The following is a 16,079-nucleotide window of genomic DNA, read 5'->3' as shown; positions in this document are numbered from 1 at the left end:
GCGCGTGGGCTGGCTCTTAATGCTCGTGCCGGGGGGCGAACGAACAAACAAGAACAGACAGGAAGAACGCTCATGGCAGGCGCGGCGACAGGTCAGTCGAAAGCGGGGACCGTACTCAGGGTCACCAGCGGCAATTTCCTCGAAATGTTCGATTTCTTTCTGTTCGGGTTCTATGCCACCCAGATTTCCCAGGCCTTCTTTCCCTCACAGAATGAAACGACGTCTCTTCTGCAGGCCTTCATGACTTTCGGGGCCGGCTTCCTGATGCGGCCGCTCGGTGCCTTGTTTCTTGGCTCCTACATCGATCGCATCGGCCGCCGACGGGGACTGATCGTCACGCTCGGCATCATGGCGATGGGCACCGTGCTGATCGCTTTCGTGCCGGGCTATGCCACAATAGGCTTGCTGGCGCCGATCCTGGTACTGATCGGGCGCTTGCTGCAGGGCTTTTCGGCCGGCGTGGAACTGGGCGGCGTCTCCGTCTATCTCGCCGAGATGGCGACCCCGGGCAACAAGGGCTTTTATGTCTCCTGGCAGTCGGCCAGCCAGCAGGTCGCCATCGTGGTATCGGCCTTGATCGGCTACGCGCTCAATCATCTCCTGATGCCTGAGACCATCACCGATTGGGCCTGGCGCATTCCTTTCTTCATCGGCTGCATGATCGTGCCGCTGCTGTTCTTCCTGCGCCGGAGCCTGGAGGAGACGGCCGAATTCGAAGCGCGTCATGTCCGACCGACCCTGCAGCAGGCGGTGTCTTCGCTGCTGCAAAACTGGCAGGTCGTGTTGCTCGGCGTGATGCTGGTGTTGATGACCACCGTCTCCTTCTATCTGATCACCGTCTACACGCCGACCTTCGGCAAGAGCGTACTCAAATTGTCGGAGTCCGATGCCCTGGTGGTCACTTTGTGCGTCGGCATTTCCAATTTCATCTGGCTGCCGGTGATGGGGGCGTTGTCGGACCGCATCGGACGCTTCCCCATCCTTGCGATCTTCTCCTTCCTGATGCTGGTGACCGCCTATCCCGCCCTGTCCTGGTTGGTCAGCGCCCCCAGCTTTGCACACATGCTGGAGGTCGAGCTGTGGTTTTCCTTCCTCTATGGCAGCTATAACGGTGCCATGGTGGTGGCCCTGACCGAGATCGTGCCGGCCCACGTCCGTACCACTGGATTCTCCCTGGCCTATAGCCTCGCCACCGCGCTCGGTGGCTTTTCACTGGCGGTCTCCACCTGGCTGATTTCCCTGTTGCAGAACAAGGCGGCACCGGGGCTGTGGCTGTCGGCGGCGGCGGCTTGCGGATTGATCGCAGCCCTGCTCATCTACCGCACGAAACTGGCGAGCAGCCGACCGGATCCGGCATCGGCATTCTAGGACAAACGAACGCTCCTGGCCGAGCGCTCGTTCGTGCTTGGTCCTTGTTTGAATACGTCGTCGCGATTCCTGTCGATTTCGGCAGACCGCAAGGCACTTTGGGAGTTGGTTGTCGCAGATGTCGGATGTCGTAAGATTGGGGCGGGAGGCGACCTGGACTCTCGCCTATGGTGCTTGCCGGGGGGCGGGCGCCGATGAGGCGATTGCGCGGTCGCTTGCCGATGCCATCGTTTCCGCCGAATGGGTTGGGCGCTCCTCGGTGGGGCTTGCCCATCTGCGTGATTATCTGGTCGGTTTTACCTCGGGGCGGATCGCCACAGGGGTAGAGCCGGAACTCGACGATCCGGCCTTGGCTATTATCCGCTCCGATGCGAAGGGCGGTATCGCCCAGCTCGGTTTCGACAGGGCGTTCGACGCGTTGTGTAGCAGGGCCGGTCTCTACGGGCTGGCGGTCTTCGTCCAGCACAACAGCTATACCACCGGCGAGCTGGGTTACTATGTGCGCCGCCTGGCCGAAAACGGACTGGTCGCCATTGCCGCTTCCAACGGGCCGGCCCTGATGGCGGCCGCATTGGGCAGCGAGGCAGTCTATTGCACCAATCCTCTGGCTTTCGCGGCTCCCGTCGCCGGTGAACTGCCCTTGTTGATCGACCAGGCTTCCAGCGCCACCGCCTTCGTGAATGTCCGGCGGGCCGCCGAGAAGGGCGAGACCATTCCAGAAGGCTGGGCGATCGATGCGCAGGGACGCCCGACGACCGACGCGCGCGAGGCAGTCAAGGGAGCGCTCCTGGCCTTCGGTGGCGCCCGCGGCGGCAATATCGCCCTAATGGTGGAGGTGCTGGCCGCCGGCATCAGCGGAGCGAACTGGTCGCTTGATGCCCCGCGTTTCATGACGGGCGAGAAGAGCCCGGGAGCGGGCCTGTTCGTGCTCGCCCTGAAGCCCGATCTCCTGGAACCGGGCTTTGCCGATCGCCTGAAGGAGCAGTTGAACAGGCTGTCCGGCAAGGGAGTGCATATTCCCGGCCGCAAGCGCGCCGGCGAAACCATCGAGGTTCCCAAGGCGGTGATAGAGGCGTTGGAACGGGACGGGCGCTGACGCATTTCGTCGTCCCGGTTCTGTCCAACAACGACGCACAGCACGTCAAATTGCGCATGGCGGCGAGCGTCAGCAGCTTAGCTACTTTGCAGTCCAATAAGGCTTCGATGCGGTTATCGCCCGTAGCCCAGGCGATCCAGTGCGCCTTGCAGGATGAAGGATGCGGCCATTTTGTCGACGACCTCCGCGCGCCTGCGCCGCGAGGCATCGGCTTCGAGCAAGGTTCTCGTCACCGCGACCGTGGACAGGCGCTCGTCCCAAAGAGCAACCGGCAAGTCACTCAGGCGTTCCAGATTGCGGGCAAAGCTTTCGGAGGCCTGAGCGCGCGGGCCCTTGCTGCCATCCATGTTGAGGGGGTATCCAAGTACCAGGCCGCCGACATCGTGCCGGGCGGCGAGGGCGAGCAATTGTTCGGCATCGGCGGTGAACTTGGTGCGCCGGATCGTCTCCAGCGGCGAGGCGATGGTCAGCATCACGTCGGAAAGCGCCAGCCCGATCGTCTTGGTGCCGAGATCAAGGCCAAACAGGCGCATTTCGGCAGGCAGGTTTTCGGCGAGGTCGAAAAGATCAACGATCAAGGAAATATCCCTGGGAGCATGTCGCTGAGACGTCCGCGGTCCCAGGATTGGCGTCTGGTTGGAAAGCCGATAGCATTTCACGGGGGTGGGGCGTTATGGTTTTCTGTCGCTAACACCAACCTCATTGTTCAAGGGATTATCCAAATGCGTATTACCTGGCTCGGCCATGCCGCCTTTCGTGTCGAATTCGACGGCAAGGCCGTGCTGTTCGACCCCTTTTTGAGCGGGAACCCCTCCTTCAAGGGGGACCGCGCGGCCGTCAGCGCCGGCATCAGCCACATCTTGCTCACCCATGGCCATGCCGATCATGTCGGCGATACCATCGAACTGGCGCGGGAAACGGGAGCGACGGTGGTCTCCAATGCTGATCTGGTGACCTTTCTGGCGGGCAAGGGCGTAGAGAAGGTCGAGCCGATGAACACGGGCGGCACCGTCGACCTTGGCGGTTTCACCGCGACGATGGTGAGGGCGGATCATTCGGCCAGTCTGATCGACAATGGCGTCAGCGTCGCTGTGGGCAATTCGAACGGCCTCATCCTCAAGGCGCCGGGACAGCCGACGCTCTATCACCTGGGCGATACCGACATCTTCTCCGACATGGCGCTGATCGCCGAACTGCATCAGCCCAAGATCGGCCTGGTGCCGATCGGGGACCGCTACACCATGGGCCCGCAGACTGCGGCGCTCGCCGTGAAGCGCTATCTCAATCTGGAGGTCGCGATTCCCTGCCATTACGCGACCTTCCCAGGCCTGGTGAGCAATGCCGACGCCTTCACCGCGGGCATCGCCGGCAGCAAGACCAGGGTGCTTGCCCCCAAACCCGGCGAAAGCGTGGAGCTGGGATAAGGACGCATATACGAAAGGTCACAGGCAACTTGCCTGCGACCTCCCGCCTGACGTGGCAGGTATTTGCGTCGCCGCCTCAGCGATACCGGCAGTACCGTTTGCTGTAGTCGGCGGCGTTGATATCCCCGAGGCTGGAGCTCTTCTGCCAGAGATCGCAGGCCTTGTTGCGGTTTCTCGGCACGCCAGTGCCGTCATAGGTCATGATGGCGAGGCCGACATAGCCTTGTGAATCACCGGCTGCGATGGCCTGGTTGTAGTAGTCGATCGCTTTCGGGTAATTACGGCGACCACCGACGCCCAGGCGGTAATAGTCGCCTAGCCCGGAGAGGGCGAACATCACTTTCTCATCCACCGCCCTCTCCATCAGCGCCAATGCCGCGGCGGGGTCCTTCTTGACGCCGCGCCGGGTCTTCATCAGGCCGGTTGCCACGTTGTAGATCGCCCGTTTGTGCCCCTTTTCCATTGCCGCCTTGTAGGCCACCATGGCTTCTTTGAAATTCTCTGCCTTGTCATAGCTGCGGCCAAGCTGGAAGAACTCCCGCGATGGCGCATCGGCGAGCTTCGTCGCCTTCAGACAGGCGGTGATTGCTGCCGAGGTGTCGAGCTTGTCGAAGGTGACGCCGGGCAGATTTGCGGGCTTCTGTTCGTCCATTGCGTGGGCGGCCGCACGATCGCAGGCCTCGATATCAGGCGATGATGCGGCATCCTGCGCGGTCTGGGCGGGTGGAGATGAAGGTGCCGGTTCCGCCGCCGGCGCTGGTGTGCCCCGGTCCTGGGTGGTCGCCTCCGGGGTTGGCGTGGCCGGTGCGGCAGCCTTGCCCAGTGCTCGCAACTTGATCTCGGCCAGGGGCTTGTAGACGCCCTTGAAGGTGCCACTGGCAACCTGGTCGAGATAGGCCTGGAACATGGCAGGATCGGTGCTGTTTTGCACCGATTGCCAGAAGATGTCCTCGGCCGACTGGCTCGCCTGGGCGAGCAGCAGGGGACGGGCCGCATCAGCCAGTCCCGGTGCGCTCCACGACAGCGCCAGCGCCGTGGCGATCAGCGACCCTGCCAGCAATTTCATCGACATCTATACTCTCCGCTCATTTCCAACCGTCTGACTGAACCTGCCTGCGCCTATCGCTCAGCCCGGCGGGCATTTGGCATTGAGATTGCCCGCTGCGTCGGCATCCCCGGCGGCCGCGCCCTGCCTGAAGAGGTCGCAGGCCTTGCCGGCATCCTTGGTCACGCCCTGGCCTTTTAGGTAGAGCAGGCCAAGGCCGGAAAAGGCCGTCGGCTCCTTGGCCTGGACCCCGAGTTCATAGATCGCTGCGGCCTTGCGATAGTCGCGGCTGGCACCGAGGCCATTGGCATACATCCATGCGATGCGGCTGATGGCCGGCGCGTAATTGCCGTCGGTGGCCTTGTAGTAGAGGCTGAGGGCCTTGACGGCATCCTTTGGAACACCCCGCCCGGCCAGATGGCGCCCGGCCAGCTCATACAGCGCAATACCGTGGCCGAGAGCCGCGGCTTTCTGCAACTGCACCAAAGCCAGGGCATCCTGGCTGCTCTGACCATAGGCGCGGGCGAGCTGGTAATAGAGGCGGCGCGGCGCGCCCGCCGAAGCAATGGCCTTGCTGCAGGCCGCGACGGCAGCGTCCGCCCCCGCAAGGGTCACATTCACGCCCCCTACGTCCTTCGGCCTGTCGGGGTCGCGCGGATCGGCGGCGGCCTGATCGCAGGCCTTGACGTCGTCGTTCCGCGCTTCGGTTTTTGGAGCGGCTGGAGCCGGCAGGGCGGCCTGCTGGCTGGATGGCGGCGGGGAGGCGGGCTTGGGCGCGGTTTGCGGCTCGGATTTGGGCTGCAGAGCGGCAAGCTTGATCTGTGCCAGTGCCCTGTAGGTACCCGTGAAAGTCCCGCTCTGGACTTGTTCGAGATAGGCCTGGAACATGGCGGGATCGGAACTGGCCTGGATCGACTGCCAGAACAGATTTTCAGACTGGCTGTCGCCGGATAGGGAGGCTATCGGTGCGGCGGGCAACGCCTGGACCGCGGGGCGAGCCGCAGGCAAGTCACCCGTCAGCGTCACCCGGCCTACGATGCCGTCATAATAAGCCGGCACCTGTTCACGGCCGGCGCTGCGGGCAAGGGCGCGCACCTTCTCCTGCGTTTCCTTGGCCATGTCGATCAGCGTCAAGTCCTGGCGCCCCAGCAACGGCAGGAAGGAGCGCACGAAGACGGAAGTTTTTTCGGGGTCGCCCGACGAAAGGCGGTCCAGCGCCTCCTGCTTGCTGCCGGCCGAAAACATGATGAAGACGCCGCCATCCGCCTCCATGCGGGCAAGGCCCCGGGTCGCGGGCAGGGCACGCGTGCCGCTCTGCGCGAAGGGATTGTTGCGACAGGCATCGAGAATTGCCACCACCTGCCGGGCGCCCTTGGAGCGGAAGCGCTCGATGATGTCGGCGGCGTTGAAGGATTCGTCCTTGATGAGGCCGGCTTCTCCCTCGGTCGCGGCGGGAATGTCGACCGGAAGCAGCCAGTTCTGCCCGTCGATCTCGACGCCATGGCCGGAGTAATGGAACAGCACGGTGTCGCCAGGACTGATCGCGCTCTCCACCGTCGCCATGGCCCGGCTGATCTGGCGCTTGGTGCCGTTCTCGACCAGCGTGACCGTGAAGCCCGCCCGCTGCAACGCCTCACGCATCGCCTGGGCGTCGTTCACGGCCGTCTGCAGTGGCGGCACTTCCTGATAGGTATTGTTGCCGACGATGAGGGCAAGCAGCTTGGCGGAGGCCGGCGCCACGCCGTTCCCGAAGGCCAGGAGGGCGAGTAGGAGCAGGACGAAGCGCGCTCTCATGGAGATTCCCCAATCGCATAGGCAGGATAGCTTACGCAACGACCTCTTACGAGAGCCATCGCGCAGGCGGCGTCGAACAAGCGTGACTCGTTCCCCTGACTTGCGGCATCATGGAGGACAAGATCGGTTGCGCCTGCAAAGCTACGCGTGATAGACCGCGCCGTTCCGTGATTTTGCGCACAATCGAGGGTTTCATGTCTGTCGATGCCGCCACGGTGAAGCGTATCGCGCGTCTTGCGCGCATTGCCGTCACCGAAGAAGACGTTCCGCATTTGCAGGGCGAGCTGAATGCCATCCTCGATTTCGTGGCCCAACTCGATGAAGTCGATGTCGACGGTGTCGAGCCGATGACGTCTGTGACACCGATGGTGATGAAGAAGCGCCAGGACGTGGTGACGGACGGCAATATCGCCGAAAAGATCGTCGCCAATGCGCCGGCCTCCGAGGACAACTACTTCCTCGTTCCCAAGGTCGTCGACTGAGTTACGCCGTTTCCAGGCCAGGCGTGCCCGAGCCGCTGCATTCCCCGCCGCTTCGAGCCCTGGCCATATCCGTTCAGGACATCTTTCCGTGAGCCATATCACCGATCTCACCCTTGCCGAAATCCGCGATGGCCTGAAGGCCAAGGCCTTCACCGCGACCGAGGCGGCCAAGGCCTATCTCGACGCGATGGAGAAGGCACGTGGCCTCAATGCCTATGTGCTGGAAACACCGGAGCAGGCCCTCGTGATGGCTGCCCGAGCCGACGACAGGCTCGCCCGGGGCGAAGGCGGCGCGCTTGAGGGCGTGCCGCTCGGCGTCAAGGATCTGTTCGCCACCGAGGGCGTGCGCACCACCGCCTGCTCGCGCATCCTCGACAATTTCGTGCCGCCCTATGAGTCGACGGTGACGAGCCAGCTCTGGCGCGACGGCGCCGTGATGCTCGGCAAGACCAATAATGATGAATTCGCCATGGGTTCGTCGAACGAGACCTCAGCCTTCGGGGCGGCTGTCTCGCCCTGGCTGCCGCCGACCTGGAGCGCCGAGGAAGGCAAGCGCAAGCTCGAAGAAGCCCGCGCTGCCGGCAAGACTCCGAACGGCTTCCTGGTTCCCGGCGGCTCCTCCGGCGGCTCCGCCGCCGCCGTGGCCGCGCGTCTGTGCCCCGGTGCGGCCGGTACCGACACCGGCGGGTCCATCCGCCAGCCTGCTGCCATCACCGGCATCACCGGCATCAAGCCGACCTATGGCCGTTGCTCGCGCTGGGGGATCATTGCCTACGCCTCCTCGCTCGATCAGGCTGGTGCCTTCGGCAATACCGTTCGCGATTGCGCCATCATGCTCAACTCGATGGCCGGCCACGATCCCAAGGACACCACTTCCATGGATATCGCCGTGCCCGATTACGAGGCGGCGATCGGCGGCAGCGTTAAGGGCAAGGTCATCGGCATTCCCAAGGAATATCGGGTCGAGGGTCTGTCGGCGGAGATCGATGCGCTCTGGCAGAAGGGCATTGACTGGCTGCGCGATGCCGGCGCCGAGATTCGCGAGATCAGCCTGCCGCACACCAAATATGCGCTGCCGGCCTATTATATCGTGGCCCCGGCCGAGTGCTCTTCCAATCTCGCCCGCTATGACGGCGTGCGCTATGGTGAGCGGGTTGCCGGCCGCGAGATCACCGAACTCTACGAGAATAGCCGCGCCGCCGGTTTCGGCGCCGAGGTAAAGCGTCGTATCCTGATCGGCACCTACGTGCTCTCAGCCGGCTATTACGACGCCTATTACGTCCGGGCCCAAAAGATCCGCACGCTGATCAAGCGCGATTTCGAACAGGCCTATGCCAGCGGCGTCGATGCCATCCTCACCCCGGCCACCCCGTCGCCCGCCTTCGGCATCGGTGAAAAGGGCGGTACCGATCCGGTGGAGATGTATCTCTACGACGTCTTCACGGTCACGGTGAACCTGGCCGGCCTGCCGGGCCTGTCCGTTCCGGCTGGGCTGTCCTCGGGCGGCCTGCCACTCGGCCTGCAGCTCATCGGGCGCCCCTTCGACGAGGAGACGCTGTTCACCCTGGGCCATGCCGTCGAACAGGCCGCCGGCTCGCTCGGCCGCCCCGAGCGCTGGTGGGCCTGAGCATGAGCGGCGCCGAGGACACCCGCGAAACATTGGGCACGACCGAGACATTGGCGGACCTGCGCCGGGAGATCGATGCCATCGATGAAAAGCTGGTGCATCTCCTGGCCAACCGCCTCAAGGTCGTGCAGCGGGTGGTCAAGGTGAAGAACCGCGACGGCCTGCCCGCCAACATCCCCGAACGCGTCGAGGAAGTGGTGGCATCGGCCTGCAAGCGGGCGCAAGCCGAAGGATTGCCGCCCGAGCTTGCCGAACTCATCTGGCGCGACATGGTGGCCTGGATCATCGATTACGAGAACCGCCACCTCGCCGCCGACAAACCAGGCTGAATCCAGCCTGCGACACTATCGAACCGTTCTTTGAACCGGAGCCTAGACATGAACGCCACGGTTGACCCCAAGAAGCTGATCAAGGGCGCCACGGGCGACTGGGAAGTGGTTGTCGGCATGGAAATCCATGCCCAGGTCACTTCCGAGGCCAAGCTCTTTTCGGGTGCTTCCACCAAGTTTGGTGGCGAGCCCAACAGCCACGTCTCGCTCGTTGACGCCGCCATGCCCGGCATGCTGCCCGTGATCAACGAGGAATGCGTGCGCCAGGCCATCCGCACGGGGCTCGGCCTCAAGGCGCAGGTCAACCTGAAGTCGGTGTTCGACCGCAAGAATTATTTCTATCCCGACCTGCCGCAGGGCTACCAGATCTCGCAGTACAAGCAGCCGATCATCGGCGAGGGCACCGTCATCGTCGAGGTACCGGAGACCGGCGAGACGCTGAGCGTGGGCATTGAGCGCCTGCATCTGGAGCAGGATGCCGGCAAGTCTATGCATGTGGGCGATGTCTCGCTGGTCGATCTCAACCGGTCGGGTGTGGCCTTGATGGAGATCGTCTCCAGGCCGGATCTGCGGTCGGCCGACGAGGCGCGCGCCTATGTCACCAAGCTGCGTACGATCCTGCGTTATCTCGGCACCTGCGACGGCGACATGGACAAGGGCAATCTGCGTGCCGACGTCAACGTCTCCGTGCGCAAGCCCGGCGATCCCCTTGGCACGCGCTGCGAGATCAAGAACGTCAACTCGATCCGCTTCATCGGCCAGGCCGTCGAGATCGAAGCCCGTCGCCAGATCGGCATCCTGGAGGATGGTGGCTCCATCGACCAGGAGACGCGTCTCTATGATCCGAACAAGGGCGAGACGCGGTCCATGCGTTCGAAGGAAGAAGCACACGATTATCGCTACTTCCCCGACCCGGACCTGCTGCCGCTCGAATTCGATCAGGCCTATGTCGACGATCTCGCCGGCCATCTTCCGGAACTGCCCGATCCCAAGAAGGCGCGCTTCATCAGCCAGTACGGCCTGTCGGCTTATGATGCCGGCGTGCTGACGGCCGAGCGCGAATCCGCGGACTTCTTCGAGGCAGTTGCCACGGGGCGCGACGGCAAGATCGCGGCAAACTGGGTGATCAACGAATTGTTCGGGCGCCTCAACAAGGAAGGGCTCGATATCACCTCTTCGCCCGTCTCGGCCCAGCAGCTCGGCAGCATCGTCGATCTCATCGGCGAGAACGTCATTTCGGGCAAAATCGCCAAGGATCTGTTCGAGATCGTCTGGACCGAGGGCGGCGACCCGCGCGCCGTCGTCGAGGCTCGCGGCATGAAGCAGGTTACCGATACCGGGGCCATCGAGGCCGCCATCGATGCGGTGATCGCAGCCAATCCCGACAAGGTCGAGCAGGTCAAGGCCAAGCCGACCATGCTGGGCTGGTTCGTCGGCCAGGTGATGAAGCAGAGCGGCGGCAAGGCCAATCCGCAGGCCGTGAACGATATCCTGAAGGCCAAGCTCGGCCTGTGAGGGCGAGGCAGCGATGTGCCGATCGCGCTCCGTCGAACGATGGAGCGCGATCGGCACATCGTGGCTGAACCTGCTCAGGCGGTCTTCTCGCCATCCCAATAATTCCTGGTCGCCGACATGTCGAAAACCCCTGGCTCCACGCGGAGGGCGTCGACGGCCATCTTGTTCGAGTCGGGATAGACGCAGACCTCGTTCGGATTGCGCTCGCCGATCATCAGATAGCGACAAGGACCCGTGCCGCTATTGACGAAGGAATGGCCGATCTTCCGCCCGGCGGGAAAACAGACATAGTCGCCGGGTTTCATGGGGAGGCGCTCCTCGCCGAGGATGAGCGTCAGCTCTCCTTCGAGGACCAGTGCATGCTCTTCTTCCAGCATGTGGTAATGGGTCGGGCAGAGCCGCATGCCCGGAGCCGGGGACTCGATCAGCACGCCGACGCGATAGGCCCTGCCGGCCACCGCGTGGGTCAAATGCTTGGAAGAACCGCCAAATTGCGGGCCGGCACCATCGCCGTTCCAGGGGACGTCGTCCGCCGAGATGGGGAGGAGAGGTTTGGCCGGCTGAGACAGCGTGGCGATGACGTCGGGCCTGGGAAAAGCAGGATTGTCGAGGCCGGTCACTTCTCCATCCCAGTAGCTGCGGGCCGCCGCGAGGTCGAAGATGGCATGCCGTCCCAGGGCTCGCACCAGCACCTTGTTCGAGTCGGTGTAGACGACGACCTCATTGGGGTTGCGCTCGCCGATGATCACGTAGCGGGCCGTTGCGGTGCCGGTGTTGAGGAGGCAATGCCCGGCCCTTTGTCCGGCGGGAAAGCAGATATAGTCGCCCGCCTTCATCACATGCGTCTCGACGCCGACCCGCGCGGTGAGTTCTCCGTCGAGGACGAAGACGTGCTCTTCCTCGAAAATATGAAAATGTGCGGGCGAACTCTGCCTGCCGGGCTCGAGCTCCTCGATGGCGACGCCGACATGATAGGGCTCACCCATGGCAGCCAAGGTGAGATGACGATAGCGTACGCCGAAACGAGGCACGTCGGACCATTCCGTCCAAGCCACGTCATGCGACGAAATCGGGCGTACCGCAGGCTCGTTGTCTGCCGTCATCGCTCGATACCCTTTCGTGCTTCCGGCCGAGCAAGACTTCCCGGCGAGGTGAAAAGGCGCACCGGCATCGGGGACGGCGCGCCTGCCATCTTTACTGGCGGTTCCAGGTGACGGACCGACAAATCAGTCCGCCGAGCACGCAGCCGGCTGTGGTGAGGCGGTTGCCCGAAAGGGTCATGGTGCCGGTATAGGTCTTGCCGTCCTCAGGATTGAAGGCCTTGCCTTTCCATTTATCGTCGCCCGACGGCGCCATGTCGTAGAAAACGCGCTTGCCGACATTGTCTTGATGCTTGGGATCCTTGACCCAGGTGACGGAGCCGCACAGAGCTTCGCCGCAGGGAGCGATCTTCACCTTCGATTCGCCGTTCTCCCTCAGCCAGGTCCCGGAGGCATCGCCGGCGTGGGCGGCGCCTGCCAACAAAGTACTTGAGACAGCGGCTATAACAACTTGTGATAGCTTGATCTTCATCGATTTCACTCCAGGGCGTGGCTGTAAGAGGCAGCATGAGGTGCCCCTGCGCGACCGCATCATTTGCCAAACGCAGGCAATGTGCAAATCGCAGCGATGGAGGTTGTGGGCGAGATGAATCTGCCCTGCGCTGCCCGTTTTGCAGGCATGCTTGTTTAGGAGGCGAATTCCGCTTGCTGCCATCCCTGTGACTGGCTAGATTGTGAGCATAAAGGAGCCCTGCATTCATGGTAGGCAAGGAAATCGCGACTGAGGTCCAGTCCGCGCCGCCGGAGCGGCTGCGGATCGGGGCAGTCGAGTTGGCAAACCCGGTAGTCCTGGCGCCGATGTCCGGCGTGACCGATGCCGTTCTGCGTGGCATTGCGCAGCGCCAGGGCGCAGGTCTGGTGATTTCCGAGATGGTAGCGAGCGATCGTCTCGCCACGGGCGACGAAGAGGCGCGCTTGCGGGCCGAAGCCCCCGGCGGCGGGCCGCACGTCGTGCAACTCGCCGGTTGCGAAGCGCGCTGGATGGGCGAGGCGGCCCGGGTGGCCGTCGACGCTGGTGCGGATGTCATTGACATCAATATGGGCTGCCCGGCCAAGCGCGTTACTGGCGGCTGGTCCGGCTCGGCCTTGATGCGCGACCTCGATCACGCGCTTACCCTGATCGAGGCGACGGTATCGGCCGTGAAGGTTCCGGTGACGGTGAAGATGCGCCTGGGCTGGGACCATGCCAGCCTCAACGCCCCGGAGCTTGCCCGCCGCGCCGAGCGGGCAGGCGCCGCCATGATCACCGTGCATGGGCGTACGCGCATGCAGTTCTACAAGGGCACCGCCGATTGGCAGGCCATTCGGGCCGTCAAGCAGGCGGTCGGCATCCCCGTGGTCGCCAATGGTGATTGTCGCAGCCTCAGTGATGCGCTGGCCATGCTGCAGCAATCGGGTTGCGATGCCGTCATGGTCGGCCGGGCCGCCCAGGGACGGGCCTGGCTGCCTGGACACATAGCCCGCGAGCTCGCAGCCGGCGAGGTGCTGCCGGTGCCCGATGCGGCGGTGCAGCGTGATCTCACCCTCGAGCATTATCACGGCCTGCTGGATCTTTACGGACCTGCGCACGGCATCCGCCACGCCCGCAAGCATCTGGCCTCGGCGATGGAGGCTGCCCAGGGCTATTTCGGCGGCGGCAATGCCGAACTTCGCCAGTCGGTGCTGACGGGCGACAAACCGAGTGATGTGGCGGCCGCCTTCAACGCCTTTTTTGCCAGTCTCGATCGGGTGGCGGCATGACAGCACTGCCACGCCACATGCCCAATCACGAGGCCGTCCTGAATGCCTTGCCTCACGCCATTCTCTCGGTGGATGGGCAGGGCAGGGTGCTCGATGCCAATATGGCCGCCGAGGCTTTCTTCGACGTCAGTGCGCCGATGATGCGGCGCAACCTGATCAAGGATCTGCTGCCTTTCGGCTCGCCCCTGCTGGCCCTGATCGACCAGGTCCGCGAGCGCAATGCGCCCGTGAACGAATATCGCGTCGATCTCGGCTCGCCGCGGATCGGGGTAGAGCGGCATGTCGACATCCAGGTCGCGCCGATGCAGGACCAGTCCGGCGGCGTGGTGATCATGCTGCAGGAACGCACCATCGCCGACAAGATGGATCGCCAGCTCACCCACCGCGGTGCAGCCCGTTCGGTGACGGCACTGGCGGCCATGCTGGCCCACGAGATCAAGAATCCGCTTTCCGGCATCCGTGGCGCCGCCCAGCTCCTGGAGCAGTCGGTCGAGGATGCCGACCGCGAGTTGACGCAGCTGATCTGCGAGGAGGCCGACCGTATCGTCAAGCTGGTCGACCGCATGGAGGTGTTTTCGGACGAGCGCCCGGTGGCGCGCAGCCCGGTCAACATCCACGTCGTGCTGGAGCATGTGAAGAAGCTGGCCCAGTCCGGCTTTGCCCGCAAGATCAAGTTCATCGAGGATTATGATCCCTCGCTGCCGCCGGTGCATGCCAACAAGGACCAGCTCGTTCAGGTCGTCCTCAACCTGGTCAAGAATGCCGCCGAGGCGATCGACGGCGACACGGATGGCGAGATCACCATGACCACCGGCTTCAAGCCAGGCGTGCGCCTGTCGGTGCCGGGATCGTCCTCACGGGTCAGTCTGCCCATCGAGGTCTGCATCAAGGATAGCGGCCCGGGGGTGGCGCCTGATCTTCTGCCCTACCTGTTCGATCCCTTCGTCACCACCAAGACCAGTGGCACCGGGCTGGGGCTGGCCCTGGTCGCCAAGATCGTCGGTGATCACGGCGGTATCGTCGAATGCGAGAGCCAGAACAAGCGTACGGTCTTTCGCATCCTTCTCCCCATGTATCGTTCCGACCGTAGCGCATAGGAAAACCGAGTATGCAGGCAGGCAGTATTCTCGTCGCCGATGACGACGCCGCCATCCGGACCGTGCTCAACCAGGCCCTTTCGCGCGCCGGTTATGAGGTACGCTCGACCGGGAACGCCACCACGTTGTGGCGATGGGTCAGCCAGGGCGAGGGGGATCTGGTCATCACCGATGTGGTGATGCCGGACGAGAATGCCTTCGACATGCTGCCGCGCATCAAGAAGGTGCGGCCGGAACTGCCCGTCGTGGTGATGTCAGCCCAGAACACCCTGATGACGGCGATCCGAGCCTCCGAGAAGGGTGCCTATGACTATCTGCCCAAACCCTTCGACCTGAAGGAGCTGATCGCCATCGTCGGCCGCGCCCTGAGCGAGCCTCGCGGCAAGCCGGCGCCGCGCTCGGGCGAGGAAGCCGAGAGCATGCCGCTGGTCGGCCGTTCGGCGGCAATGCAGGAGATCTATCGCGTCCTTGCCCGCCTGATGCAGACCGACCTGACCGTGATGATCTCGGGTGAATCAGGCACCGGCAAGGAGTTGGTGGCCCGCGCTTTGCACGATTATGGCAAGCGGCGCAGCGGCGCCTTCGTTGCCATCAACATGGCGGCGATCCCGCGTGATCTGATCGAATCCGAGCTGTTCGGCCATGAGAAGGGAGCCTTCACCGGCGCCAATGCCCGTTCCGTGGGGCGGTTCGAGCAGGCCGAGGGAGGCACGCTGTTCCTCGATGAAATCGGCGACATGCCGATGGAGGCACAAACGCGCCTGCTGCGCGTCCTGCAGCAGGGCGAATATACCACCGTGGGCGGGCGGACCCCGATCAAGACCGACGTGCGCATCGTCGCCGCCACCAACAAGGATCTTCGCATCCTGATCCAGCAGGGCCTGTTCCGCGAGGATCTGTTCTTCCGCCTCAATGTCGTGCCGCTGCGCCTGCCGCCCCTGCGCGAGCGGGCTGAGGACGTGCCGGACCTTGCCCGCCATTTCTTCAAGCTGGTGGAGCGCGAGGGCCTGCCGCCCAAGCACCTGGACGTTTCGGCCGTCGAGCGTCTCAAGCGCCATCGCTGGCCCGGCAATGTGCGCGAACTCGAAAATTTGGTGCGCCGGCTCAGCGCGCTCTATCCGCAGGAAACGTTGACGGCTGCGATCATCGAGCAGGAACTGGCGACCTCCGAAACCATGCCGCTGGAGGCGGAGAGCTCGGCCGATGAAACCCTGTCGGCCTCGGTCGAACGCCACATGACGCGCTATTTCAGCAAGTTCGGCGACGATCTGCCGCCGCCCGGCCTCTATCACCGGGTGCTGCGCGATATCGAGGAGCCGTTGATCGGCGCGGCGCTCGCGGCGACACGCGGAAACCAGATCAAGGCGGCGGAGCTCCTCGGCGTCAACCGCAACACGCTGCGCAAGAAGATCCGCGATCTCGATATTCAGGTCATCCGCGCCATCCGGTGAGGCGCGGAGCA

Annotated in this window: 15 protein-coding genes; 10 read left to right on the top strand and 5 right to left on the bottom strand. The window is 63.8% G+C overall.

Annotated features, from left to right (window positions below):
• Nucleotides 1-72 precede the first annotated feature (72 nt).
• Both AB4037_RS22835 and AB4037_RS22830 read left to right on the top strand, forming a co-directional pair.
• Nucleotides 73-1,368 carry an MFS transporter gene (locus AB4037_RS22835; protein ID WP_441773043.1) on the top strand — a complete coding sequence of 432 codons (1,296 nt, stop codon included), beginning with the start codon at nucleotides 73-75 and terminating at the stop codon, nucleotides 1,366-1,368.
• Between the two features lie 118 nt (nucleotides 1,369-1,486).
• Nucleotides 1,487-2,464 (top strand): Ldh family oxidoreductase, encoded by a 978-nt coding sequence (locus AB4037_RS22830; protein WP_441773042.1) that lies wholly within the window; start codon nucleotides 1,487-1,489, stop codon nucleotides 2,462-2,464.
• A 113-nt stretch (nucleotides 2,465-2,577) separates the two neighbouring features.
• Here the strand turns inward: AB4037_RS22830 and ruvX are convergent, their stop codons facing one another.
• Complete coding sequence (gene ruvX, locus AB4037_RS22825) at nucleotides 2,578-2,997, bottom strand: Holliday junction resolvase RuvX (protein ID WP_441773169.1); 420 nt, start codon at nucleotides 2,995-2,997, stop codon at nucleotides 2,578-2,580.
• A 189-nt stretch (nucleotides 2,998-3,186) separates the two neighbouring features.
• Between ruvX and AB4037_RS22820 the strand changes: the two genes are divergently transcribed.
• Nucleotides 3,187-3,888 (top strand): metal-dependent hydrolase, encoded by a 702-nt coding sequence (locus AB4037_RS22820; protein WP_434956299.1) that lies wholly within the window; start codon nucleotides 3,187-3,189, stop codon nucleotides 3,886-3,888.
• Nucleotides 3,889-3,964: 76 nt separating this feature from the next.
• Here AB4037_RS22820 and AB4037_RS22815 read toward each other — a convergent pair whose 3' ends face one another.
• Both AB4037_RS22815 and AB4037_RS22810 read right to left on the bottom strand, forming a co-directional pair.
• Nucleotides 3,965-4,960 (bottom strand): tetratricopeptide repeat protein, encoded by a 996-nt coding sequence (locus AB4037_RS22815; protein WP_441773041.1) that lies wholly within the window; start codon nucleotides 4,958-4,960, stop codon nucleotides 3,965-3,967.
• Nucleotides 4,961-5,014: 54 nt separating this feature from the next.
• Nucleotides 5,015-6,727: a caspase family protein gene (locus AB4037_RS22810; RefSeq protein WP_441773040.1), complete on the bottom strand. Its 1,713-nt coding sequence runs from the start codon at nucleotides 6,725-6,727 to the stop codon at nucleotides 5,015-5,017.
• A 194-nt stretch (nucleotides 6,728-6,921) separates the two neighbouring features.
• Between AB4037_RS22810 and gatC the strand changes: the two genes are divergently transcribed.
• The 4 genes from gatC to gatB all read left to right on the top strand — a co-directional run bounded on the left by gatC (nucleotide 6,922) and on the right by gatB (nucleotide 10,680).
• Complete coding sequence (gene gatC / locus AB4037_RS22805; protein WP_149250944.1) at nucleotides 6,922-7,209, top strand: Asp-tRNA(Asn)/Glu-tRNA(Gln) amidotransferase subunit GatC; 288 nt, start codon at nucleotides 6,922-6,924, stop codon at nucleotides 7,207-7,209.
• 88 nt (nucleotides 7,210-7,297) lie between these two features.
• Nucleotides 7,298-8,836 carry an amidase gene (locus AB4037_RS22800; protein ID WP_441773039.1) on the top strand — a complete coding sequence of 513 codons (1,539 nt, stop codon included), beginning with the start codon at nucleotides 7,298-7,300 and terminating at the stop codon, nucleotides 8,834-8,836.
• Nucleotides 8,837-8,838: 2 nt separating this feature from the next.
• On the top strand, nucleotides 8,839-9,165 hold the full coding sequence (locus tag AB4037_RS22795) for a chorismate mutase (protein ID WP_441773038.1): 327 nt from the start codon (nucleotides 8,839-8,841) through the stop codon (nucleotides 9,163-9,165).
• A gap of 48 nt (nucleotides 9,166-9,213) precedes the next feature.
• Nucleotides 9,214-10,680, top strand: a complete 1,467-nt coding sequence (gatB, locus tag AB4037_RS22790) for an Asp-tRNA(Asn)/Glu-tRNA(Gln) amidotransferase subunit GatB (protein ID WP_434956304.1) — start codon at nucleotides 9,214-9,216, stop codon at nucleotides 10,678-10,680.
• A gap of 74 nt (nucleotides 10,681-10,754) precedes the next feature.
• On the opposite strand, the gene AB4037_RS22785 is transcribed toward gatB, so the two are convergent.
• Nucleotides 10,755-11,783 (bottom strand): cupin domain-containing protein, encoded by a 1,029-nt coding sequence (locus AB4037_RS22785; RefSeq protein ID WP_441773037.1) that lies wholly within the window; start codon nucleotides 11,781-11,783, stop codon nucleotides 10,755-10,757.
• Nucleotides 11,784-11,874: 91 nt separating this feature from the next.
• Nucleotides 11,875-12,252: a DUF2147 domain-containing protein gene (locus AB4037_RS22780; RefSeq protein ID WP_434956306.1), complete on the bottom strand. Its 378-nt coding sequence runs from the start codon at nucleotides 12,250-12,252 to the stop codon at nucleotides 11,875-11,877.
• Between the two features lie 227 nt (nucleotides 12,253-12,479).
• Here AB4037_RS22780 and dusB point away from each other — a divergent pair, with 227 nt between their 5' ends.
• From dusB to ntrC, 3 genes are read left to right on the top strand one after another with little or no spacing between them, the layout of a single operon-like run.
• Nucleotides 12,480-13,520 carry a tRNA dihydrouridine synthase DusB gene (gene dusB / locus AB4037_RS22775; RefSeq protein ID WP_434956307.1) on the top strand — a complete coding sequence of 347 codons (1,041 nt, stop codon included), beginning with the start codon at nucleotides 12,480-12,482 and terminating at the stop codon, nucleotides 13,518-13,520.
• A complete protein-coding gene (locus AB4037_RS22770) occupies nucleotides 13,517-14,617 on the top strand; it encodes a two-component system sensor histidine kinase NtrB (RefSeq protein WP_434956308.1) in 1,101 nt (366 codons plus the stop codon). Before dusB ends, AB4037_RS22770 begins: the two co-directional genes overlap by 4 nt.
• A gap of 11 nt (nucleotides 14,618-14,628) precedes the next feature.
• On the top strand, nucleotides 14,629-16,068 hold the full coding sequence (ntrC, locus tag AB4037_RS22765; protein WP_441773036.1) for a nitrogen regulation protein NR(I): 1,440 nt from the start codon (nucleotides 14,629-14,631) through the stop codon (nucleotides 16,066-16,068).
• The last annotated feature ends 11 nt before the right edge of the window (nucleotides 16,069-16,079 follow it).

The sequence above is a fragment of the Labrys sp. KB_33_2 genome, from assembly GCF_052114505.1.
GTDB lineage: Bacteria > Pseudomonadota > Alphaproteobacteria > Rhizobiales > Labraceae > Labrys.
The sequence above is the reverse complement of the archived record's forward strand: the minus strand, read 5'-3'. Positions and strand labels throughout refer to the sequence as shown.

Coding starts and splice junctions, on each gene's coding strand:
- dusB (WP_434956307.1), top strand. CDS start 12,480: ATGGTAGGCAAGGAAATCGCGACTGAGGTCCAGTCCGCGCCGCCGGAG.
- gatB (WP_434956304.1), top strand. CDS start 9,214: ATGAACGCCACGGTTGACCCCAAGAAGCTGATCAAGGGCGCCACGGGC.
- AB4037_RS22785 (WP_441773037.1), bottom strand. CDS start 11,783: ATGACGGCAGACAACGAGCCTGCGGTACGCCCGATTTCGTCGCATGAC.
- AB4037_RS22770 (WP_434956308.1), top strand. CDS start 13,517: ATGACAGCACTGCCACGCCACATGCCCAATCACGAGGCCGTCCTGAAT.
- AB4037_RS22820 (WP_434956299.1), top strand. CDS start 3,187: ATGCGTATTACCTGGCTCGGCCATGCCGCCTTTCGTGTCGAATTCGAC.
- AB4037_RS22810 (WP_441773040.1), bottom strand. CDS start 6,727: ATGAGAGCGCGCTTCGTCCTGCTCCTACTCGCCCTCCTGGCCTTCGGG.
- AB4037_RS22835 (WP_441773043.1), top strand. CDS start 73: ATGGCAGGCGCGGCGACAGGTCAGTCGAAAGCGGGGACCGTACTCAGG.
- AB4037_RS22830 (WP_441773042.1), top strand. CDS start 1,487: ATGTCGGATGTCGTAAGATTGGGGCGGGAGGCGACCTGGACTCTCGCC.
- AB4037_RS22795 (WP_441773038.1), top strand. CDS start 8,839: ATGAGCGGCGCCGAGGACACCCGCGAAACATTGGGCACGACCGAGACA.
- ruvX (WP_441773169.1), bottom strand. CDS start 2,997: ATGCGCCTGTTTGGCCTTGATCTCGGCACCAAGACGATCGGGCTGGCG.
- gatC (WP_149250944.1), top strand. CDS start 6,922: ATGTCTGTCGATGCCGCCACGGTGAAGCGTATCGCGCGTCTTGCGCGC.
- ntrC (WP_441773036.1), top strand. CDS start 14,629: ATGCAGGCAGGCAGTATTCTCGTCGCCGATGACGACGCCGCCATCCGG.
- AB4037_RS22815 (WP_441773041.1), bottom strand. CDS start 4,960: ATGTCGATGAAATTGCTGGCAGGGTCGCTGATCGCCACGGCGCTGGCG.
- AB4037_RS22780 (WP_434956306.1), bottom strand. CDS start 12,252: ATGAAGATCAAGCTATCACAAGTTGTTATAGCCGCTGTCTCAAGTACT.